Consider the following 19,344-nt stretch of genomic DNA (forward strand, 5'->3'; position numbering starts at 1 on the left):
CTAGCCGGCTCCGGGACAGCCTTCTCCCTGTGGGTTGACGATGCAGTTGTCTGCGTAGCGTTTGACTTGGGAGCGCCAGACTTTGACGATCTGGCCCGGGCTCGCCACCTGCGCTTGGCCGGTGACGGGAGTCCAAGCGCCGTTTCCGATGCGGTATTCGCCGTTGTAAAACGTCGTGACCGAGACCGTGAAGTCCCCAGTCGCCTTGTAAATGTGGCTGGTTCGGGTTTTCTCGCCCCAGCGGTCTTCTGGAATGTATCCGCCGGCGAACACTTGAGGCCCGAATGCGGTGCCGTCGCCGTAGCTGAAGGTGTAGTCGCTGGGAATCGCGCGGACTGTCAGCGCGGTACCAAGAATGGTGGTGGGGATTTCCTGGGTGACCGCTTCGGCGAACACATTGGTTTCCGCGCCGATAAGCGTGTGCGGGCTTGGTTGGATCCCGAGCGTGGCTGCGGCGATCGGGAGCTTTTGAAGGTCTTCTTGTGAAACACCGGGAAAGGGCTGCTTGTCGGCGCCTTGTGGTTTTCCTTCGCAGCGGGGCGAATCGAGGGGGACCACCAGGCTGGTGCTCCGGTAGACCCTATAGGTCTGGACCAGCGTCTGATCCTTGGGACAAATAATAGGAGTGCTGCAGAGCGGATCGGCGCCCAATGAGCGGTTGTTGAGGCATGCAGTCCGGACCTCTTCGTATTGATCGGGGAGATCCTTGCCTTCGACGATGGGAACGGCGAGCCCAGGGGCGCCTTGGCCGGGCGTGTCCAGTTTGGAACCAGCTGCCGCTGCGCAAGATGCCGCCACTTCTGCGTCTGAAGCACCCAGCTTGATCTCGACTTCAACGCCGCTACCGCAAGTGGTAGCCGCAGAGGCGGAGGAAGCAATCGAATTCGCGAAACAGAGGTTCAGAACGACCGTCAAGAGCCAAATCTTAATCAAGAACGGACTTTGGATTTTGAATTTCATGGCGTGGCTTTCGGCGCGTTCCCGACGTCGCCAAGCTCCCAGCCGCCGTCGCGCTCGACGACGAGAAATAGCTTTGCCGCAGGTGTGAGGTCCGCATCGAACTTCGTGCGGATAGTCCCGTCCTCGTTCCGGAACGCGATTTCATCCTGTTTGAATTGAACTACTCCAGCGATCTGACCATATTGATTCCGAATCATGGGTGATTCCGCGCTGGCAAACTGCAGCGTTCCTCCGCTGACCCACCCACCACGCCCGTAAGTGGCTTCCAAAGTGACTTTGAGGTCATTGCAGGTTTTACAACCTGCCCCGGTGACATCGAAGAGAGGATTTGTGTCGCCAGTTTCGTAGGCATATGAAGCGAGCCCCACCCAGTGCTTCATGAACGCTTGCAGCCCCTCCTTGGTGTGTGCCTTGGCCTCGGCGGGTATCACGGGAACCGGAACGTTCTGGGCTTTGCCCTTGTCATCCGCTTGCTTGTAACTAGGGGTGGGGGAGACCGTCGGACTGGGCGCGGTGCTTGCTGAAGGCGCAGGTGCACCTGTGCAACCGGCTAACGCCAGTGCGAGCAGCGCTATCCAAGCAGCGAGGGTCAAAGCCTGCCGGAGGCGGCCCCGGGATGGCGCGGCTCTGCGCGTATAGGCAGGAACGTGCGATGTCATGTCTCTAACCCCCATTAGATTGCGTGAACTGCACTCAAGGCTAGCTAAGCTGCACGGCAAAAGTCTCGTCACATAGTTCATATGTGGATAACTTGGGTCTGGATGCCTCGAATAAGTCGACCAGTTTCCATAACTGGCCCTGTATTTAGACGGCAGCTGGAAATTATCGTGTCAATGGAAGCGCCAGGCGGCAGCACCTCAAGCACAGGAGAAAAGAAATCTGATGACCCCAGTCGAGTCTCCACGTCCGTTCTCCCAAGTGGATGTCTTCGCCCCGGGCCCAAGGCGGGCAACCCGGTCGCCGTCGTCCATGGCGCGGATGGCCTCACCACGGAGCAAATGCGAGCCTTTGCCAATTCGACGAATTTGTCGGAGACCACGTTTCTGCTGACGCCTACCGATCCGGCAGCGGATTACAGGCTCCGCATTTTTACTCCACGAACAGAATTCCCTTTCGCAGGGCATCCGACCCTCGGATCAGCCCATGCCTGGCTCGAAAACAACGGCCAGCCGCACAGCCGGAATCACCTTGTCCAGGAATGCGGTGCCGGGCTGGTCAAGATCCGGCGGTCAGGCGCTGAACTGTCCTTCCAGGCTCCTCCGCTCACCAAATCCGGCCCGGTGGAGCACGCAGTTCTTGAGGGGGTCATCGGCGGATTCGGTGTGGGTGGGAGGGGTAAGCCGAACCGTCATCAAAGGGCACGTCGTACTCTAGCGCGCAAGCAGAAAGCCTTTGAGCATACTCAACCCCGCAAGCTACTGCGCAGTACCCGAGACCCGTCCATCACTTGTGCTTGTTTGGGCGTAATAGTGGGTCACGACACACGGTGTTTACCAAGAACAGTCGCCAGAATTTACAGAACATTGGCAGACTGCTGAAGGAATGTTCGCCGTTGAAGGAGACCCAGTGGCCAAGTCCACCGTCGAAAAAAGCAGTGCCCGTCTCAAGACCGTCCTGGACGTCTTGGCTGAGGGAACGTGGTCCGAGAAGTCGTTGAATGCCGGCGAGATCCTGGCAGAGGCGATTGTCCGTGTCCCGCTGGATGAGCGCGAGAGTGAGCTGCTCAGTGGCGGCATTCCGCGCGGCCATAAGAGCCTGACGACGGACACCGCGAAGCTGGTCAAGGCTGGCTGGCTGGTCAAGGGCCGTTCGGGCTGGACGATCACCGAGGACGGCCTCCGGGCCACCGTTGCTTTCGCCGAGCCGGACGAGTTCGCTACTGCGTTGGCTGAGGGCATCCCGGTTCCTGCAGAGACTCCCCTTCCCACAGCCCCTGTCAAGAAGGCTCCGGCCAGGAAGCCTGCGGCCAAGAAGGCGCCGGCTGCAGATAGGGTGCCGGCTGTAAAAGCAGCCGCGGAAAAGGCTCCCGCCGCCAAGGCAGCGCCCAGGAAAGCTGCCGCACCCAAAGCGGCTGCCGCCGTCGAGAAGCTGGACCAGCCATCCGCCGTCGCGATCGCGGGCGACTTCAACACGATTCTCGGCGCCCCCGAGGACTGGGCGCCGCAGTACGACCAGGTGCAGATGAAGTTCAACGCCCGTCGCAAGGTCTGGACGCTCGCGGCAACGCTCCCTGCCGGTTTCTACACCTACAAGATCGCGCTGAACCGTTCGTGGGACGAGAACTACGGCGCGTTCGGCGCGCGTGATGGTGCCAACCACGAGCTAAATCACGACGGCGGCAAGATCACCTTCACGTACGACCACACCACGCGGGACATCGTCACGAGCTAGCTGGTTCTCCAAGTTTTCTCCAAGTCCGAATTGGGACTTGGAGAAAACTTGGAGAAACGTGGTTCAGCTGTACATCAGCGAGCCCGGCGTCGTGAGCACCTCACCGGTCTCCAGCCATGTCTTCAGGCCGGAGAGGATCATCGGCCAACCGCCGTAGATCTGGTCGTTGCCGCCCTCGCGGAGGTCGCTGTGGGTGACTGTCAGGTGGCAGGAATCGCCCACGGCCTCGATTTCCCAGGTCACGCGGGACGTGCCCTCAGCCTTGACGTCCTCGCCCCAGAGCGCGCGCATGGTCTGGACGAGCCTGCGCGGGGGATCGACCTCCACGTTTTCGCCTTCGCCGAGAACCATTCCGTTCGCCTTCGGGTTGTGCATCTCGTAATGGCCGCCCGGCGTCCAGTCCGCCGTGTGAGTGTTGCCGAACTGGTACTTGCTGCGGGTGTCGCTGTCCGTGATGGCTTCCCAAAGCCGTTCGGGAGTGGTCTTGATGTAGATTTCGAAGATCTTTTCCACGGGACTTTCCAATCTGGTTTTGAGGTCGCTCAACGCAGCGGCCCATGGTTCTGCATATTTGCTCACCCAGCGGTCGTGGACGAGCCTGATGGGTACCGGATTCAGGAAATGGAGCTTCTCGCGGCCACGACGGCGGGTCACAACCAGCCCGGCCTCCTCAAGGATCCTGAGGTGCTTCATGATCCCGAAACGGGTCATGTCGAACTTTGCTTCAAGCGCACTCAGCGTCTGGCCGTCCTCGCGGAACAGCTCATCGAGCAGGTCCCTGCGGGTGGGGTCTGAGAGTGCCTTGAAGACGGCGTCCATAGATTCAGAATAGGTGACCATTTAGTCACATGTCAATGGTCATGCCGCATCCTACGAGTGCCTAACCACCCGCACTCGCTAATTCGTTAACTAAGTCCAGTAGGCATCACTCACGGCTTCGCCGACGAACGTCCGTAGGCTCCGTAGTGAGCTCCAAAAGACTCATTGGCTGTTCGTTCTACACGCAAGGTACGGCAGCGTCACCCCGCCTGGTCTCGAAGAATGCCAAGGACGCTAATCATGAAAACTACAAAACTCATGGCCGTCGCTTGCCTGCTGTTTGCTTGGATAGCCGCACCGTTTTCCGCCGCAAATGCCGCACCCTTGGCGTCTACGGGTCAGGGCACGATCGTTCTGGGCAACGACGTTTCCTGGCCCCAATGTGGCGGGGGCCTTCCTTCGGGCCAAGCCTTCGGGATCGTCGGCGTGAACGGCGGAAGGCCCGGAGCTGCTAACCCCTGCTTGGCCGGGCAGCTTCAGTGGGCTGCCGGTTCGGCGGGCGGGACGAGCCAGCCCTCGACCGCGTTGTATGTAAATACCGCCAACCCCATGAATTCTGGGTCCGCATGGTGGCCGGCATCCAATGCGGCCGGTGGCGCAGGCGTTGCGAATCCCTACGGGACCTGCGACGGCAGCGCCTCCCCGGCGTGTGCCTATATCTACGGATACACCATGGCCTTTGAGGACGTGAACCAGTACGGAGTCACCGAGCCCGCGAAGCAACAGTGGTGGCTGGACGTGGAGACCGGGAATGCCTGCGTCCGCCGATACCGTTGCCAACGCCGCAGACCTCGAGGGAATGACCGCCTACCTGGAGGGCATCGGTGCCCAGGTGGGCATCTATTCCACTTCATACCAGTTTGGAATCATTGCCGGACAGCCCGGTCCGAACAGCAGATTGAACGGACTCAAGAGTTGGCTTGCCGGAGCAACGTCGCCGGGCACCGCAGTGGCCTTGTGTTCGGCGTCCCCGCTGACAACCGGCGGGGTGGTCGCACTCACCCAATTCACCGCCGGCGACTTCGATTACAACTACTCCTGCATTCCTCCCGCGCCCCCAGCGCCCCCGGCGCCGGTAGCGACCCCCGTGAAGGCACCCGTCCCGACACTGACGGAAGACGCCGCAGGCCGGGCGAAGCCACAGTGGTTGCAGCCGCAATAGTTGATTGCGCTCACGCTGATGTCCGTAGAGTGACGCGTCGTTTCGTGACCCGGGGTAACCATGGACCAGACTGAGGTGCGTGAGCAACAAACCGCACCCCGGCCTGGCGATAGCAGCACTCAGCCTCGGGACGGCGTTGAACCCGCTGAATTCGTCCATGATTGCGGTCGCGCTGGTGGTGCTTCGCGAGGATTTCGCGCTCGACGTCGCCACCGTCACCTGGGTGATCACCTCCTTCTACCTCGCCTCGGCGGCGGGCCAGCCGCTGATGGGCCGGCTCGCGGATCGCTTCGGTCCGCGGCGGCTGTTCACCTTCGGCATGGCGGTGGTTGCCATCGCGTGTGCCCTGGCTCCGTTCTCGCCGAACTTCACGCTGGTTTGCGTAGCCCGTGCGCTCATGGCGGTGGGGACCGCGACGGCGTACCCGTGCGCCGTCGTGATGGTCTCGACCCTCAGCCGGCAAGCGAATATCAGCTCCACGCGGCCCTTGGGGCGAATCCAGATGGCGAACACGTCGGCAGCTGCGGTGGGACCCGTCGTCGGCGGCTTGCTGGTGAGCCTGGTCGGCTGGCAGGCCCTGTTCGCGATCAACGTGCCCATCTCGCTGATAGCGCTGATCGTGGTCCGGCGTGTGGCCCCGGCCGACGTCGGGCGCGAAAGCGGCAAGCTTTCCGTCCTCCTCCGCGACTCCGATATTCCCGGCATCCTGGCGTTCATCGGCTCGCTCACGCTTGCGATGATGGCGCTGCTCAACGTGATGCCGGCCTACCGCTGGTGGTTCCTGGCCGTCGCGGTGGTCATCGCAGGGCTGTTTGCGTGGCGAGAGTTGCGGGTCAGCCCGCCGTTCCTGGACCTGCGGTTACTCGGCCGGAACCGGCCGCTGTTGCTGCTGTACTTGGGTTTCGCTGTATTCAGCGCCGTCTATTACTTTGCGTTCTTCGGCCTTCCGCAGTTGCTACAGCAAGCCGGAAAGTACGACGCCGGCGTGGTCGGCCTGCTCATGCTTCCCCTTGCTGCCATGTCGGTTGTCATGACCCCGGTTACCGTGCGATTCATCGAGCGGTTCGGCGTGCGGTCCGTGATGGTCACCGGCGTCGTGCTCCTGGCGGTGGCGTCAGGGGCGCTGGGGCTACTGACCCTGTCTTTCTGGCCTCCGCTGGTGCTGGTGCTTACGGCGCTGATGGGTGTTCCGTATGGCGTGGTGAGCACGTCCTCGAATCAGGGCTTGTATCTGTCCGCGCGGCCCGAGGACAGGGGAGTGGCCGCAGGGATCTTCCAAACGTGCCGCTACCTGGGGGCCATCACAGCGACAGTGCTGATTGGTGTGTTCTACGGCTCCGGGGTAAACCAGCCGAACTGGGGACTCATGGTGCTGGTGATGCTGGGGCTCAGCGTTGTGGTGTTTGGCTTGGCGCTGGCTTGGCGGAAGCCTGGGTCCGCGACCGCCTGACGAGCTGGCGGCGGCCATCCGGATCGCACCAAAAGGGCTGCTCTGTTACGAGGTTCCGCGGCCCATTATCGCCGCTTCTGCCCCATTGAGTGGTGAAAACGCGAAATTGAGTACTCAAAACCTCAAAATTGAGTGGTCCTGAGCTCAAATTGAGTGGTGGCGGAGAAAATTGCCCAATTCGATTGTGAGTATTCATAAACAATCCATCGACCTGTTTAATTGAATGACTTGTTTAAATTTTCGAACCTGAATACTTTCGTCGGGAAGCAGCTGCTTCAACGGGCGTCATTGAGAAAGCCAAACAAATCATCGCCGGAGGTGTGTGACAGGAGCTTGATTTCTTTTGTCTGTAATCTGTGCGCAATCTACGGAAAGGCTGAACATGGGCGGTTGGGTGGACGTCGCGCAAATCATTAGTGCCCTGGCAACGTCGTTGGCGCTGATCTTCGTGGCCCGGGCCACGCGTCATTCACGGCAGACGGTGGAGGAATCGCAGCGGATGCGCCGTTTGGAGAGCGAACGTGACGACAGGGCCATCGCCGTGGCCGAACGCCGTCAGGCTTCACGCATTGTGTGTTGGCCGGTGAGAGGTGAAGTCGCTGGGAAAGTTCAGTGGGGGATTGAGTTGATCAACGCCAGCGACGCGCCGGTCTTTGGTCTTTCGGTCCACCGCTCTGAAGGCATGAGCCGGAAAGGTACTTCGATCCCCGAAATTCGAGCGACGGCCAAAATCCTGCCGCCGGGGCGTTACTTCGTCCCTGACCGCCAACGCTGGCCCGTTTATGTCCAACAGCAAGCGATCTTGGAACCGGTACCAGGTAACGCGGACTACATGCCCGCGATCTGTTTCATGGACAGCGACGGACGTAGCTGGGTTCGCGGCGCTGACGGCCAACTTGGTGATGCGACGGCTAGTCGAACCGGCTCTGATGTCACGAGTGCGCCTGCGTCGGCAAAGTGAGGATTTCTGCTCCGTCGTCGGTGATGGCGATGGTGTGCTCGCTGTGGGCTGTCCGGCAGCCTGTCGCGCTTCGGAGCGTCCACCCGTCGGCGTCGGTGATGAGTTCAGCAGTGTCGGCCATGACCCACGGCTCCAGTGCGAGCAGCAGCCCGGGGCGCAGTTTGAATCCACGGCCGGGCCGTCCGGTGTTTGGTACGTGCGGATCCTGGTGCATCGTTGACCCGATGCCGTGACCGCCGAACTCAACGTTGATCGGGTATCCCGCCTCGCTGAGGGACGAGCCTATGGCGAAGGAGATGTCGCCGATCCGGGCCCCGGGTACGGCAGCAGCTATCCCGGCGCTCAATGCGCGTTCGGTCGCGCGGATCATTGCGACGCTCTCCGTCGGCTTTGAGTCGCCCACGATGAAGCTGATGGCGGAGTCTGCGGCGATTCCCCTTTGGGAGACGGCGAGGTCGAGTGTCAGCAGATCGCCGTCGGCCAGGGTGTAGTCGTATGGCAGGCCGTGGAGGACGGCGTCGTTGACGGCCGTGCAGATGTAGTGTCCGAATGGCCCGCGCCCGAACGGCGGCTCGTAGTCGACGTAACAGGACTGCGCTCCGGCCTCAAGGATCATGGCGGAGGCCCACCGGTCGATATCCAGGAGGTTCGTGCCGACCGTGCTGCGACTCTTCAGTGCCTGCAAGATCTCAGCGACCAGCGCGCCTGTCTCTCTTGCCCGGGCCAGCTCGTTGGGGTTCAGGATCTCGATCATGCGGCGCCTTTCTCACATTTCCAATAACTATACCGGCCATATTATCCCGGTACTATAATCGGAGCCATGGTCAGGTTGCCACTCACTCCAGAAGAGGTCGAGCGCGGACAGCGCCTCGGTGCCTTGTTGCGTCGCGCTCGCGGAGAGCGCTCGATGCTCGAAACCGCGCTCGATGCAGGTGTCTCACCGGAGACCCTCCGGAAGATCGAAACCGGCCGCGTGGCGACCCCTGCCTTCCCGACCATTGCCGCGATCGCCGATGTCCTCGGGCTCTCCCTCGATCTAGTGTGGGCCGAGATCAACTTGCTGGAGCATGGCGCTGGACGGGCCAGTTCCCATCGCGACGCGCGGGAGCGGTTGGCCTCGTAAGACTCAATCCTTCGGCTGCATGCCGTCTGCGACGTCGAAAGCCTTGAGTACCGCTGCGCCCTCCGCGAGGAGGGGTTCACGATCCGCTGGCTGGGCCACAAGCCGGGCCACATCGCTCAGGAGAATCTCAACATACTGCCGCACGACGGCGCGGTGTTCCGCTTCGCCGAACCACACGAGATCGCCGCACACGCGCAGCAGAGCCCGGACGACCCGAGGCTCGTTCGCGCCGTACCGCCGCACCTGACCAAGAGCAAGGTCCACGAAATAGGCGAAATCGCGGGCCGGCACGTGCAGCCGCACGGTGCCTTTCGCGTCCTCAACGGCTTGCGGGCCGTGCTGCCGGAGTGAGAGTGCCGCGAGGATCGGGCCGAGATGGTCTACCGCTTGGTTCGCGGTGTAGGGATCGTTGATGGCGGGGGAGAGAGCCTTGGACGCGACATCGGCGAGTTGCCTGACGCCGAAAGCGACGTCCTGCTCAAGCGTTCGTTCGAAACCGATCCGAACACTCTGCGTGAGTGCCTGACGAAGTTGAGTGCCGCCGTCGGGGGCTAGAGGGCGTTCGCCCCCTCCGGTGCCGTCCCACACCCAAGCGAGCGGGGTCCCTGCGATAACGTGCCTGCCGATCATGGGGACTATCCGTGCCGTCAGGCCCAGCCTCGCGAGCGCCCGGACGAACGTCTCGACGTGGAAGGCCTGGACATATCCCGAGCGGGGTACCAGCAAGGCCGTGGCGCCGGGCGGCGGGTTTGGCATGCGAATACCGGGATCGCCCGGGACGAACGAGTGCTCGATCACCTTGAGCGTGGCTCTCTCGACGCTCTTCATGACTTGGTCCACCTGGATCGAGTGCGACAGATGGTGCGCGAAGAAGACCAGCATGACCATGCTGACAAACAGCAGCAGGAGCGCGCCGCTCACGGCGAGGCGCGGGTAGTCCAGAGTGCGCTGTCCTGCGGCGATACCGACCGTGTAGAGGCCCGCCGTGCTGTACGCGAACGTGGCCACGAATGCGCTGAGCGTCACCTGGTTGGGGATGTCGCGCAGGAAGTTCCGTAGGAGCCGCGGGCTGAACTGCGTCGACGCGAGTTGCAGGGCGACGACGGTAAGTCCGAGCACGACGGCGATGACGGTTACCATGGTGCTCGCGATCCCGATGAGCAGGTTCCGCGCGTCGTCGGACGTCCCTTGGAAGAGGAGCACAGCGAACGGCGATGACGCGTCGAGCTGTACTGCAGAAAGGCCTGCGCCGGCGATGATGGCGAGGACCACGGCGCACGTCGGCATCGCCCACAGGGCACTCGCAAGATACTCCCGAACGGCCTCACGGCTCACATGTCACACTTTCGGCCTACGGTCCTCGCCAGTCAAGGGGTTCGCATGCTGCTCGGTGTTGACGGGAGTTTCTTGCGGGGCCTTTTACTACTGGCCGCTGCTCGCTTAAAGATTTCGTACCTAAGTCCGTATGATCCTGGACTTAGCCACCACTACGTAAGTGTGAATAGATTTAATGCGATCGACAGCGGCCGCCACTTGCCCCCTGTCCGGGACGGCAGCTTGGTTGAGGTGCGTGGTCGCGTGTTCACCGGAGCGGATGGACACACTTACGCGCGCCCGAGAATGCATCCCGACGAACAGCACACCAGTTTGCGCGAGCAAGCCAAAGGTGACACCACGACAAGCAGAATCAGGGTCACGGGCTTTGAATCTTTTGAACGCCAGCACGCCCACCGGGGGCGCCCCTGGTACACGATTCGCGGCATTTTGCGAGGGATGAGCATCGAAGTTGATGCCGTCCTCGGTCCTCCAGAGCAATGGCTCGACAGCTGGGAGCTAGCGGACCCGAGGTTGGCAACATCGGAGCCTGATGTCCCGACGGAGTGGTTGCTTAGTCCAGAGCGCAAGGAGTTGCTGGAAGGAATATTTGCCAGCCATGAGCAGCGTATGGACTTCTATCCTCTTATTTCGTTGGGACTTAACGGCACTTACAGCGGCACCTTTCGCGTCAGCCTATATGTGATGGCGATCGACGAGAGCTTCGCATCCTGGGCAGAAAACTACAGCCCGGATGACCTCCTTGTTCGATCATTTGTCAGGGCGCTGTAGACAAGGGCATTTGCGGTAGTTGCGTGGTGATAATCTTTCCAACTGAAATCCTGGAGGCCCTCGATGGTTCGACTAATTTGGACCAAACAGCTCGTTAGTTTAGCGGCGGTGAGTCTCGTAGTATCGCTGGGGATTTCTTCGTGCGCCGCCCCAGTGAACATCACGGACACGCCGAGCAGCGTAGATGCGGCGCGGGCTCTGGCCCAGGCGATCGCCGACCGGGCGGGATGCGGATCGTTAGAGGACTACGACGTGAACGGACAGACAGGCCGGTGGACGTTCACCTGCCAAATGAACGATGCCACCTTTGATATCACCGCCTACGGCTCGCCTAAGGCAAGAAGCGAGCAGGAAGCCCAGTTGAGGTTCAGCGGTTGGCAGTATTGGTCCAAAGACTCATACACCGTCGTCGCCATCCCGAAATCCACAAGTAAATCCGCGAGTGGGGCAATCACTCCGGATTTGGAGCCATTCAAGAAAGCTTTGGATCACTCGACAAAGTAATTAGCCGAGTCAGCAAAGGCGGTCACCACGTGTGACGTCGTGGCCGCCTTTGTGGTTTGCGCCTGCGGGAGACCTCGTATGAGCGGGCCTGATCGACGGTGAGTCCGAGCACGACGGCGATGACCGTCACCATGGTGCTCGCGATCCCGATGAGCAGGTTCCGCGCGTCGTCGGACGTCTCCTGAAAGAGGAGCACGGCGAAGGGCGACGACGCGTCGAGCTGCACTGCGTAGAGGCCTGCGCCGGCGATGACCGCGAAGGATCACGGCGCACGTCGGCATCGCCCACAGGGCACTCGCAAGATACTCCCGAACGGCCTCACGCCTCACGTGTCACACTTTCGGCCTACGGTCCGTGCCAGTCAAGGGGTTCGCATGCTGCTCGGTGTTGGGACTGCCCACCGATTTCGTTGACTCTCGGGGTTCGAATAGGCGTCCCTGATCGCCCACAGATGGAGCTTGCCCTCGTCGGTCCGGTGCTCGGTGGCAGATGATTTTCTGAGATGACATGGCTGGCAGATTGCTGGCAAATAACGTGCATAACTCTGGCATGGTGCAGGCGTCCGGCGTATGCTTGGGGTTCGAGAGGAAGGACGCTGAGATGACCATTGCACCAGGAAGTCCCCGGCACAGGGCACGGTCGGTCTTCATGGAGACCTCTGAGGTCGTCCAGGAACTCTGCGATGTCCTGACGTCAAAGCTCGTTGCCGGCCTTTCCGGGGTCAAGGACCCGGGCCAGGTTCGCAAATGGGCCCGGGGTGACCTGCAGCCGACCCAGCCGGCTCAGCAGCGTCTTCGGTTCGCCCATGACGTGATCCAGGAAATCGAGAGCGCCCAAGGCCGGCGTGTTGCCCAGGCCTGGGCGATGTCGATCAACCCGCGCCTGGGCTACGAGTCGCCCATCAAAGCCATCCGGGAAGACCGGTTCCAGGAGACAGCAGCTGCAGCCAAGGCGCTGCTGGAAGATGCGTACGACGGGTGAGACGTCGACTTTGCACACAGACGGGCCTTTCCATCGTGGAGGGGCCCGTCATCATGTACCGCGTCTCCGTTGCCAAACCCGGACGCGGTCCGCTGAACCCTATGGAGCGCCCGTCGGACCCGGTCGTTGACCGCCGGGACTGGAACCGGTTCGACAGCCCGGGGCTGACCATCTACGGTGCGGACCAAAGGGCCGCTGCGTTCACGGAGTCCCTTGCCTACAAGGCGCCCTCCGCGAAGGACTACGCAGCTCTTGCCGAAGAGGCCCGCTTCCTGGGCATCGGTCTCGGCGAGCTCCTGACGGACCTGCGCGCGACGGGCATGCCGGTTGACGGCATGGACCCGGATTGGCGGCTTGACCGCGAAATCTACTGTCTGGAGTTTCCTGACCGGCCCTGGGTCGATCTGACCCACCCGGACACTGTTGTTACCATCAAAGCATCAGGCATCGCCGCTGCCGAGAGGATGTCCGTCGCCGATCTCACCGGTGATGACCGGGCCCTCACGACGGCTGTGGCACAGTGGATCCGTGCGCAGCGACTGGACGACGGCGCGCAGCCGGCCGGTCTAAGGTATCCGTCAAAATTTGGCTTCTCCGACGGCGACTACTGCTGGGCCGGCTTTCTCGCGGAACCGGACGACGGCTGCGCGTGCACCGGCTCCGAATTCTTAGCGACCGATCCCGACCTGGTCGAAGCTGTCCGGCGCACCGGAGTCCACGTCAGCTGAGATGCGATCGTCATCTGCGCCGTTATCGGCGTTTTGGAACTTCTTCTGGCTGTTCAAGGCCATTTTCGTTGTTGAAGCCGTCGCCCTCGTCGCGACCGGCTTGTCGACCCGGCCAAAGTATCAAGCCCGTTCTTCTACATTCCGATGATCGTCCTGGGTCTGACACTCGTCGTCTATCTCACGATCGCCGTCCTTCGGCTGTCGGCACTATTTCGTTCAACGGCTCGAGATCGGCGCAATTTGAAGCGGGGGGTGGCGCTCGACATACCGTCGGTAGGTTGGTGGAGCCCGCCTCGGAACTGGAAACCCGGCATAGCCCCTGACCGGACACCCTTAGTCCCGGATTGAAACTTGTGCAGAGAACTTCGGAAATGCCAGGAAAGCTACCGTGGCATTTCCGGCGCTGGTAGCTGGTAGGTTGTCGGCATTGGGGGTGCGGCGGGTGCTCCCAGTGCACTGAACGGATATCCCTGATGAGTGGTTGCTATGGGCAGCATACTGACATACCTGAGGCAGTAGCTGTGCCGGCGCATCGAAAAGCCCGGGTGATGCCCGTTGGTCGGGTTCTCGCGGTTGCCGCCGTCGCGGTGATTCTGACGGGCTGCACCTATGCCGAACCGGCAGCCGTGCCTGACGCCCAGACCCCGGAGGGGTCTGCGCCGATTCCCTATCCGAGTCCGACGCCCACATCGGCTGCCGCGTCATGGGGCGCCCCGTTGTCTGGACGGTTTATCAGCCAAGCGGCCCGGACCACCGGCGGCGTGCTCATCACGGGAACCGCGGCCGGGGCCACCCTCACGCTGGAAGGTGTCTCGATTGCTTCTAACCCGAATTTGAAAGTCGTGCTCAACAAGGGCGCGTTGTCCAAGGACCCGTCAGGGAACATGGTCGTTGAAGACCCGAACTCCGTGGACATTGGCGCGCAACTGAAACCCAGTCCAGGCTCTCAGTCTTTCCAGCTGCCACCGTTTCCGCCCTTCAAGGTTCAAAGCGTCACGATCGTGGACTGGCAGACACACGTTGCCTACGGCACAGCGGATCTAACGCCACCCGCCGTCAGCAAATAGCCCGGCTCTCCCGACTATTTGGCTCGACACCGCCTTCCCGACTAAATGCCGGTAAAGGGTCCGCTATCGAACACCCTTGCGCCGGATTCGAGTGCTGAGCGGCGCGCAAGTCTCAGCGCACCTGACATTTGAAGCCGATGTGGGGACCGACGAAGCCGAGGCTGATCGCTTTATGGCGCACCAGCGCCCGTAGGCCGATCCCCTGAGGGCAGCATCGACATGTCCATCAACGGGTGGGAGAGTGGGTGCCATGTCATTCTTTCCAGAGGTTGAGCGGCCGGCAGAACCACGTCCCGCACGGGTAGAAGTGCCGCTCTGGGTAAGCCCGCCGTCGAACGAGTTGCCTGTTCCGGTCGCGGTGACAACAGTTCTTGCTCGCCGGCCCGGTGCCGCCCTGTGCTTGCGCCGCATCGACGTATACAGTTCGGGCTTCGCGTTCGCCCTCTCGGTACGCGCCAGCCGTCTCGACGGTATGACAGATGAGCAGTGGATTGAGCTGATGGAGAATCTCCAACCGCAGCGTCCGTTCCGCAGGGGAGGTGCCCAAGGATCACTCCGGGTGGGAGTGGAACTACCTGACGGATCAAAGGCCATCGGCGGTGACATGTCACACCGCTATCCGTTCGACGGCGCGGAACCAGATCGTCCGCAGTTGACCGTGCGCAGGGGCGGGGGTGGAGGCTCCGGTGAGGACTGCGACTATCGTATGAACGCCTGGCTGTGGCCGGCGCCGCAGGCCGGTTCGCTTCGTTTGGTTTATGACTGGGCCGCCCTGGAGTTCAACGAAGGGTCGATCACCATCGAAACGACACCGCTGATCACCGCGCAGGAAAACGTACGGAGCATTTGGGCCCAGTAATCCAAGCCCGCGACCGGTACACGGGCCATGCTATTGGGCACGACCCCCACCTGCCGCCACGCCGAAGAGCATCGATAGCGTCCCGCATAGGGTTCCGCAGAGGGATCCCGCACCGGGCTACCTGGTGATAAATAACGCTGCGAAAGGACCGCCATTTATCGCTGCGGGTCACAGCCACGGGATTTTGTCCGTTAGAGTTGCCGCCCCCTGCGGTCCCAATCTTCCCTGCGGGCTTCATCTTCGTTCCAAAACCGTTCGTCGTTGCGGCGAACGCGGAGTAGGCGGCGGAAGAAGATCGCGTTGACTGCGAAGAGCCCGGCCGGGGGGAAAAAACCTACGGGCTCCCACTCTCTGCCCTGCACGATGCCCAGATTCAGCAGCATGAGGATGACGCTGAGGATGATTTGGGTCATCACGGCCCCGAAAGTCAATCTGAAGCTGCCACGTGTCATTCGTGGTTCCAGCCGCTTGCGGCCGTCTGTTTCCGCCATGTTCGGAGCCTACAACCGCGGCCTTGCGCGGAATAGGTTCGCGTCTGCTGCTGAGGACCGGAGTGTCCAGTGGGTCTCGACAAGATCCTCGTGCCGGCTCGCTTTGTCCACTCGTCAATTCCCAGTACTCCATCAGGTCGTCGGCCTCTCGGGCGCCGCGTCCCTTTAGGGTTCTCTAACGGGTCGCTGCTCAATTGACTCGCTGACTTGGCGCTATGACCTGTTCGTAAGCCGGTCCCTTTCCCGCCGTCAGAGGGCCACCTACTGCAACCGTGTCGTTACTCGAAATGGATGCCGCGGCCGGAGAAGTGGTCCCAGAAGGTCGGGAGGTCAATATGGATGCCTCTGCCCTGCAGTGGGTGCCGACTTGACGGGCGATGTATCCACAGATGGCCGGTATTTGTAATCCCCGCCACCACCGCAAGATGTCCGGATTTTCCCTCCCGTTCGAAGGAGTGTCCAATGGAGACCATGAGTACACCGGACTTGCCGGCAGCGTCGATGAACGCTTCCAGCGTCGGGAACTGCAACCGTTCGGCTTTCAGTCCGTAGTGTCGGGCGTGAGTAGCAAGACCTTCATGGTTCCATCCAGACTCTTCCGAGTACGCTCCGCCTTGCAGTAGTTCCTCGGTGATGGTTGCTGGAAGCGCTTCTAGACCTGGCTTAGGGCGCCCGTACGCCATACGAAGACAAGCGACTCCGCATGATCTTCCATCCCAGTATTCAGCCGCTTTTAGACTTGGAAACCCCAAGGCCTGCCAGTCATGGCTAACCATGGAACTGTAAAAGGGGTGGATTGCGGTCGTTTGGTCAGTTGGCGTGTCACCGAAGCTTTCTAAAGCCGATTCGCCGCTGGGAGCGTTTGCGGTATCTGCCCTGGTCGTGCTCGCGTGCCCTCATGCGCCGAGCCTAACCGGTAAAGAGGCATAGCCGCGTCTGTTCGCCCCGGTGAGGGCTTACGGGCGCGGAGCGAGGCAGAGATCATCCGGTGGCCACGATGCAACTTACAAGGATCCCCGGGATGGCTCGTCGCGGCTCTACACGACTCCTCGTCGAAGCTGTACGAGTCGCCAGCGAACACCGGTCCGGCGGTGTCGGTTCTGCGATGATGCGCTGGGTAGTCCGATCTGCAGCTCGAGCCATTGATTCTTCCCTCGTGCAGCTCACATCAGATGAGGCACGGGTCGATGCTCACCGCTTTTACGAGCGGCTGGGGTTTGTCGGGTCTCACCGTGGATTTGAGTTCCGGGTCTTCTAACCTATGCGCTTGCGCGAGGCGCCCGGTAAGGATCCTCTACCGGACGACCGTGAGAAGCTGAGTGAATGATTCTGGAGCACGCGATCCTCCCCGTCCGTCCCGGCAGTGAGTCCAATTTCGAAGATGCATTCCGGGCTGCTCAACCTCTGATCAGCAGGCAGCCGGGGTTCCGCCGTCTTTCGATTTCACGGTCGATCGAGTCCCCCAACCTGTATCTTCTCCTCGTTGAGTGGGATTCGGTCGAAACCCACACGGAAGGCTTCCGTGGGTCCGCCGACTATGAGGAGTGGAAGGAGTTGCTGCACCATTTCTACGACCCATTCCCCGTCGTCGAGCACTTCACGACGGTTACACAACCGATCGTCAACCTGACTAGCCGTGCGTAGCCGGCTGAGGGGCACGGGCTAGGAAAGCTGCCGGGGACATCCGTGTCGCACGGCCCGATGCGGTGGACTCCATGCCCAGGGTCTACGGCTGGGACTCGGTGACGGGGATCGTCTGTGTCTTGCGGAGCTGGGAAATGCCGATGACGGTGAGTGCGGACGTGCCCAGCAAGGTCAGGATCAACAGCCACAGCAGCGGGAGCTCGTGGATGGCGAGCTGCGGGATGCGGCGCGAGGGCACTGTCAATACGCCCACGAAAGCCCCCAGGAGCCCAAAATAGCTGCCGGTCATGAAGCTTCGGTGGGCGCGGACATTTCGTTTCTGTATAGCCCACAGCCCTGCTGTCAGTGTGCAGAACGTCAGCGCTGAGAGGGCATGGAGCCAGTTGAACCCTCCGTCGATGGTTCTGATTCCGAATGAGGTAAGCACCACGACGTACATGGCAACAGCCCAGATCCGGCCAATAATTCGGTGGACCCTGCCGCCTTTGATCCGGCGCAGCAAGTTCACGGCGCCGAAAATCAGTGAGTAGCCGGCGGCGATTGCGTGAATCGAGATCAGAACGGTCCAGGAGGAAGGCATAGTCCGGAGCCTAGCGGACCGTACCGCAGAGGCAGCCTTGGACGTGGCTGCATTTTGCCAGCTAGGGACACTCATCATCATCTAAGGGTTCGACCCCTACATCCAGGCCGGCCGTGCCGGACTTCGTCGGAGCACCTATTCCGACTCCGCGGACTTACGGAGCAGAAACCTTCTTGAGCCGAAGAATGCCAATGGTCCAAAGGATGACGAACACATGCACGAGAACCCATCCGATATTCGCTGGATCAGACAGGTTCCCGTCGATGAAAACCATCGCCAGCACGACTGACGCAGCAGAAACCACGATGGCGGCGATCAGTGGCGACCGGTCTGTTCCTTTCTGGGCGGCAAGATTCCAGATCCCGATGAGTACCCCGGAAATGGATACCACGCTGAAGCCCACGATGATGGCGACAACGGCTGCAATCCAGCCGGCCTCTGGGCGATTACCCGAAGACCACAGGTCCTGTATCTGCCCGTTCACCGCCACGGTGTTCGCAACGGTGAACACCGTGGCGGTGAACAATCCTGAAATCAACTCGAAGAGACCCAACCAGAAGCGCCAATGACGTGATCTCACCGCATTGTGAGGTGTAAGCCCGGCGACAGGTGCGTTGGTCATTGGCGATGGCTGCACATCGAGCCCCGCTGCCGCATCAACGTGATCCGGCTGTGGCTGAAAATCCTGATTCAAGTGGCGTGCCTCCCGCGTGTTTTGGGGGGCCGTCCCCGTCGCTCCAACAGGGATTCTATCTCGACGCGGCTTTGTACAACCGTCTTCGAACTTTGCCTGATGGTGGGTCCCGGGGCCGGTCGAGACTGAGAACTCCTGACAACTGGGAGTTCCCCATGGGCCGCGTCCGAGTCCTTGACTTCACGGACGGGCTCAACAAGGGTGGATACGACCGATCCAAGCGAAATTCTTGCGAATCAGGAGATCCATAATGACTCTTCCCAAAGGTTTGACCCCCGGCACCTGGCTGCTGGACATGTCCCACAGCGAGATCGGCTTCAGCGTCCGGCACGCCGGCATCAGCAAGGTCCGCGGCCGCTTCACGGACGCGACTGCTGAGGCCCGGGTGCGTGAGTCCCTGGCCGACGCGTCCCTCCACGCAACGGTCAAGACCGCGAGCTTCGACTCCGGCGATGCCAACCGGGACGCCCACGTCCGCGGCGCCGACTTTTTCGACGTCGAAAAGTTCCCGGAGATGACCTTCCGGGCCACCAGCGTGGAGGGCGACGGCGAGGATTACACCCTCACGGGCGATCTCACCATCCGCGGGATCACCAAACCGGTGGAACTGGAAGTGGAGTTCACTGGCGTCGCGGTTGATCCTTTCGGCGCCACCCGGGCAGGGTTCTCCGCCGAGACCGAGATCAGCCGAAAGGACTTCGGCCTGACCTGGAACGCTGCTCTGGAAACCGGTGGTTTCCTGCTGAGCGACAAGGTGAAGATCAACCTTGAGGCTGCTTTGGTCAAGCAGGCGGAGCCCGCCGCGGCGGAGTAGCCGCGGGGAC

Annotated in this window: 24 protein-coding genes and 1 pseudogene; 15 read left to right on the top strand and 10 right to left on the bottom strand. The window is 61.4% G+C overall.

The features are described from left to right. Positions 1–915: a hypothetical protein gene (locus tag ACF0H6_RS17740; RefSeq protein ID WP_395250810.1), complete on the bottom strand. Its 915-nt coding sequence runs from the start codon at positions 913–915 to the stop codon at positions 1–3. A gap of 41 nt (positions 916–956) precedes the next feature. Next, on the bottom strand, positions 957–1,619 hold the full coding sequence (locus tag ACF0H6_RS17745) for a DUF6318 family protein (protein ID WP_395250811.1): 663 nt from the start codon (positions 1,617–1,619) through the stop codon (positions 957–959). A 339-nt stretch (positions 1,620–1,958) separates the two neighbouring features. On the opposite strand from ACF0H6_RS17745, the gene ACF0H6_RS17750 reads away from it, so the two are divergent. After that, the gene (locus tag ACF0H6_RS17750; protein ID WP_395250812.1) at positions 1,959–2,498 is read left to right on the top strand and encodes a PhzF family phenazine biosynthesis protein; all 540 of its coding nucleotides are present in this window, start codon (positions 1,959–1,961) and stop codon (positions 2,496–2,498) included. A 28-nt stretch (positions 2,499–2,526) separates the two neighbouring features. After that, positions 2,527–3,351, top strand: a complete 825-nt coding sequence (locus ACF0H6_RS17755) for a glycosidase (RefSeq protein ID WP_395250813.1) — start codon at positions 2,527–2,529, stop codon at positions 3,349–3,351. Positions 3,352–3,414: 63 nt separating this feature from the next. On the opposite strand, the gene ACF0H6_RS17760 is transcribed toward ACF0H6_RS17755, so the two are convergent. After that, positions 3,415–4,170, bottom strand: a complete 756-nt coding sequence (locus ACF0H6_RS17760) for an ArsR/SmtB family transcription factor (protein WP_395250814.1) — start codon at positions 4,168–4,170, stop codon at positions 3,415–3,417. 751 nt (positions 4,171–4,921) lie between these two features. Between ACF0H6_RS17760 and ACF0H6_RS17765 the strand changes: the two genes are divergently transcribed. The 3 genes from ACF0H6_RS17765 to ACF0H6_RS17775 all read left to right on the top strand — a co-directional run bounded on the left by ACF0H6_RS17765 (position 4,922) and on the right by ACF0H6_RS17775 (position 7,743). Next, positions 4,922–5,332, top strand: a complete 411-nt coding sequence (locus tag ACF0H6_RS17765; RefSeq protein WP_395250815.1) for a hypothetical protein — start codon at positions 4,922–4,924, stop codon at positions 5,330–5,332. Between the two features lie 79 nt (positions 5,333–5,411). Beyond that, positions 5,412–6,782 (top strand): MFS transporter, encoded by a 1,371-nt coding sequence (locus tag ACF0H6_RS17770; RefSeq protein ID WP_395250816.1) that lies wholly within the window; start codon positions 5,412–5,414, stop codon positions 6,780–6,782. A gap of 382 nt (positions 6,783–7,164) precedes the next feature. Next, positions 7,165–7,743 carry a hypothetical protein gene (locus tag ACF0H6_RS17775; protein WP_395250817.1) on the top strand — a complete coding sequence of 193 codons (579 nt, stop codon included), beginning with the start codon at positions 7,165–7,167 and terminating at the stop codon, positions 7,741–7,743. Here the strand turns inward: ACF0H6_RS17775 and map are convergent. Further along, the gene (map, locus tag ACF0H6_RS17780) at positions 7,715–8,497 is read right to left on the bottom strand and encodes a type I methionyl aminopeptidase (protein ID WP_395250818.1); all 783 of its coding nucleotides are present in this window, start codon (positions 8,495–8,497) and stop codon (positions 7,715–7,717) included. The two genes, ACF0H6_RS17775 and map, sit on opposite strands and share 29 nt — an antisense overlap. A gap of 66 nt (positions 8,498–8,563) precedes the next feature. Between map and ACF0H6_RS17785 the strand changes: the two genes are divergently transcribed. Next, positions 8,564–8,866, top strand: a complete 303-nt coding sequence (locus tag ACF0H6_RS17785; protein WP_395250819.1) for a helix-turn-helix domain-containing protein — start codon at positions 8,564–8,566, stop codon at positions 8,864–8,866. Between the two features lie 3 nt (positions 8,867–8,869). Here the strand turns inward: ACF0H6_RS17785 and ACF0H6_RS17790 are convergent, their stop codons facing one another. Next, positions 8,870–10,201: a DUF2254 domain-containing protein gene (locus tag ACF0H6_RS17790; RefSeq protein WP_395250820.1), complete on the bottom strand. Its 1,332-nt coding sequence runs from the start codon at positions 10,199–10,201 to the stop codon at positions 8,870–8,872. A gap of 222 nt (positions 10,202–10,423) precedes the next feature. Between ACF0H6_RS17790 and ACF0H6_RS17795 the strand changes: the two genes are divergently transcribed. Next, positions 10,424–10,972: a hypothetical protein gene (locus tag ACF0H6_RS17795; protein ID WP_395250821.1), complete on the top strand. Its 549-nt coding sequence runs from the start codon at positions 10,424–10,426 to the stop codon at positions 10,970–10,972. A 153-nt stretch (positions 10,973–11,125) separates the two neighbouring features. Continuing rightward, complete coding sequence (locus tag ACF0H6_RS17800; protein WP_395250822.1) at positions 11,126–11,476, top strand: hypothetical protein; 351 nt, start codon at positions 11,126–11,128, stop codon at positions 11,474–11,476. A gap of 22 nt (positions 11,477–11,498) precedes the next feature. Here ACF0H6_RS17800 and ACF0H6_RS17805 read toward each other — a convergent pair whose 3' ends face one another. After that, positions 11,499–11,702, bottom strand: coding sequence for a hypothetical protein (locus ACF0H6_RS17805; RefSeq protein ID WP_395250823.1), 204 nt, complete (start codon positions 11,700–11,702; stop codon positions 11,499–11,501). 374 nt (positions 11,703–12,076) lie between these two features. Here ACF0H6_RS17805 and ACF0H6_RS17810 point away from each other — a divergent pair, with 374 nt between their 5' ends. From ACF0H6_RS17810 to ACF0H6_RS17825, 4 genes are all read left to right on the top strand, one after another. After that, complete coding sequence (locus ACF0H6_RS17810; protein WP_395250824.1) at positions 12,077–12,457, top strand: hypothetical protein; 381 nt, start codon at positions 12,077–12,079, stop codon at positions 12,455–12,457. A gap of 53 nt (positions 12,458–12,510) precedes the next feature. Further along, positions 12,511–13,185, top strand: coding sequence for an RES domain-containing protein (locus tag ACF0H6_RS17815; protein WP_395250825.1), 675 nt, complete (start codon positions 12,511–12,513; stop codon positions 13,183–13,185). Between the two features lie 545 nt (positions 13,186–13,730). Next, a complete protein-coding gene (locus ACF0H6_RS17820; RefSeq protein WP_395250826.1) occupies positions 13,731–14,252 on the top strand; it encodes a hypothetical protein in 522 nt (173 codons plus the stop codon). 250 nt (positions 14,253–14,502) lie between these two features. Continuing rightward, the gene (locus ACF0H6_RS17825) at positions 14,503–15,111 is read left to right on the top strand and encodes a hypothetical protein (protein ID WP_395250827.1); all 609 of its coding nucleotides are present in this window, start codon (positions 14,503–14,505) and stop codon (positions 15,109–15,111) included. A gap of 191 nt (positions 15,112–15,302) precedes the next feature. Here ACF0H6_RS17825 and ACF0H6_RS17830 read toward each other — a convergent pair whose 3' ends face one another. Continuing rightward, positions 15,303–15,602 carry a hypothetical protein gene (locus ACF0H6_RS17830; protein ID WP_395250828.1) on the bottom strand — a complete coding sequence of 100 codons (300 nt, stop codon included), beginning with the start codon at positions 15,600–15,602 and terminating at the stop codon, positions 15,303–15,305. 278 nt (positions 15,603–15,880) lie between these two features. Then, positions 15,881–16,378, bottom strand: coding sequence for a cysteine peptidase family C39 domain-containing protein (locus ACF0H6_RS17835; protein WP_395250829.1), 498 nt, complete (start codon positions 16,376–16,378; stop codon positions 15,881–15,883). A gap of 203 nt (positions 16,379–16,581) precedes the next feature. Here ACF0H6_RS17835 and ACF0H6_RS17840 point away from each other — a divergent pair. Both ACF0H6_RS17840 and ACF0H6_RS17845 read left to right on the top strand, forming a co-directional pair. Beyond that, a pseudogene (locus tag ACF0H6_RS17840) lies at positions 16,582–16,860 on the top strand (GNAT family N-acetyltransferase); the annotation flags it as partial. Between the two features lie 65 nt (positions 16,861–16,925). Then, positions 16,926–17,246, top strand: coding sequence for an antibiotic biosynthesis monooxygenase family protein (locus ACF0H6_RS17845; RefSeq protein WP_395250830.1), 321 nt, complete (start codon positions 16,926–16,928; stop codon positions 17,244–17,246). An 82-nt stretch (positions 17,247–17,328) separates the two neighbouring features. Here ACF0H6_RS17845 and ACF0H6_RS17850 read toward each other — a convergent pair whose 3' ends face one another. Beyond that, positions 17,329–17,826, bottom strand: a complete 498-nt coding sequence (locus tag ACF0H6_RS17850) for a DUF2306 domain-containing protein (protein WP_395250831.1) — start codon at positions 17,824–17,826, stop codon at positions 17,329–17,331. Positions 17,827–17,980: 154 nt separating this feature from the next. Next, positions 17,981–18,520 (bottom strand): hypothetical protein, encoded by a 540-nt coding sequence (locus ACF0H6_RS17855; protein ID WP_395250832.1) that lies wholly within the window; start codon positions 18,518–18,520, stop codon positions 17,981–17,983. A 250-nt stretch (positions 18,521–18,770) separates the two neighbouring features. Between ACF0H6_RS17855 and ACF0H6_RS17860 the strand changes: the two genes are divergently transcribed. Beyond that, positions 18,771–19,334: a YceI family protein gene (locus ACF0H6_RS17860; RefSeq protein WP_395250833.1), complete on the top strand. Its 564-nt coding sequence runs from the start codon at positions 18,771–18,773 to the stop codon at positions 19,332–19,334. Positions 19,335–19,344: the final 10 nt, after the last annotated feature.

Origin of the sequence: Arthrobacter sp. NA-172, from assembly GCF_043952055.1 — a bacterium.
Lineage (GTDB): Bacteria > Actinomycetota > Actinomycetes > Actinomycetales > Micrococcaceae > Arthrobacter.

Bases quoted from the DNA above. Each gene is read 5' to 3' on its own strand.
- ACF0H6_RS17860 (WP_395250833.1), top strand. From the start codon at position 18,771: ATGACTCTTCCCAAAGGTTTGACCCCCGGCACCTGGCTGCTGGACATG.
- ACF0H6_RS17830 (WP_395250828.1), bottom strand. From the start codon at position 15,602: ATGGCGGAAACAGACGGCCGCAAGCGGCTGGAACCACGAATGACACGT.
- ACF0H6_RS17775 (WP_395250817.1), top strand. From the start codon at position 7,165: ATGGGCGGTTGGGTGGACGTCGCGCAAATCATTAGTGCCCTGGCAACG.
- ACF0H6_RS17765 (WP_395250815.1), top strand. From the start codon at position 4,922: ATGCCTGCGTCCGCCGATACCGTTGCCAACGCCGCAGACCTCGAGGGA.
- ACF0H6_RS17810 (WP_395250824.1), top strand. From the start codon at position 12,077: ATGACCATTGCACCAGGAAGTCCCCGGCACAGGGCACGGTCGGTCTTC.
- ACF0H6_RS17815 (WP_395250825.1), top strand. From the start codon at position 12,511: ATGTACCGCGTCTCCGTTGCCAAACCCGGACGCGGTCCGCTGAACCCT.
- ACF0H6_RS17835 (WP_395250829.1), bottom strand. From the start codon at position 16,378: ATGGTTAGCCATGACTGGCAGGCCTTGGGGTTTCCAAGTCTAAAAGCG.
- ACF0H6_RS17825 (WP_395250827.1), top strand. From the start codon at position 14,503: ATGTCATTCTTTCCAGAGGTTGAGCGGCCGGCAGAACCACGTCCCGCA.
- ACF0H6_RS17760 (WP_395250814.1), bottom strand. From the start codon at position 4,170: ATGGACGCCGTCTTCAAGGCACTCTCAGACCCCACCCGCAGGGACCTG.
- ACF0H6_RS17845 (WP_395250830.1), top strand. From the start codon at position 16,926: ATGATTCTGGAGCACGCGATCCTCCCCGTCCGTCCCGGCAGTGAGTCC.
- ACF0H6_RS17785 (WP_395250819.1), top strand. From the start codon at position 8,564: ATGGTCAGGTTGCCACTCACTCCAGAAGAGGTCGAGCGCGGACAGCGC.
- ACF0H6_RS17750 (WP_395250812.1), top strand. From the start codon at position 1,959: ATGCGAGCCTTTGCCAATTCGACGAATTTGTCGGAGACCACGTTTCTG.
- ACF0H6_RS17745 (WP_395250811.1), bottom strand. From the start codon at position 1,619: ATGACATCGCACGTTCCTGCCTATACGCGCAGAGCCGCGCCATCCCGG.
- map (WP_395250818.1), bottom strand. From the start codon at position 8,497: ATGATCGAGATCCTGAACCCCAACGAGCTGGCCCGGGCAAGAGAGACA.
- ACF0H6_RS17850 (WP_395250831.1), bottom strand. From the start codon at position 17,826: ATGCCTTCCTCCTGGACCGTTCTGATCTCGATTCACGCAATCGCCGCC.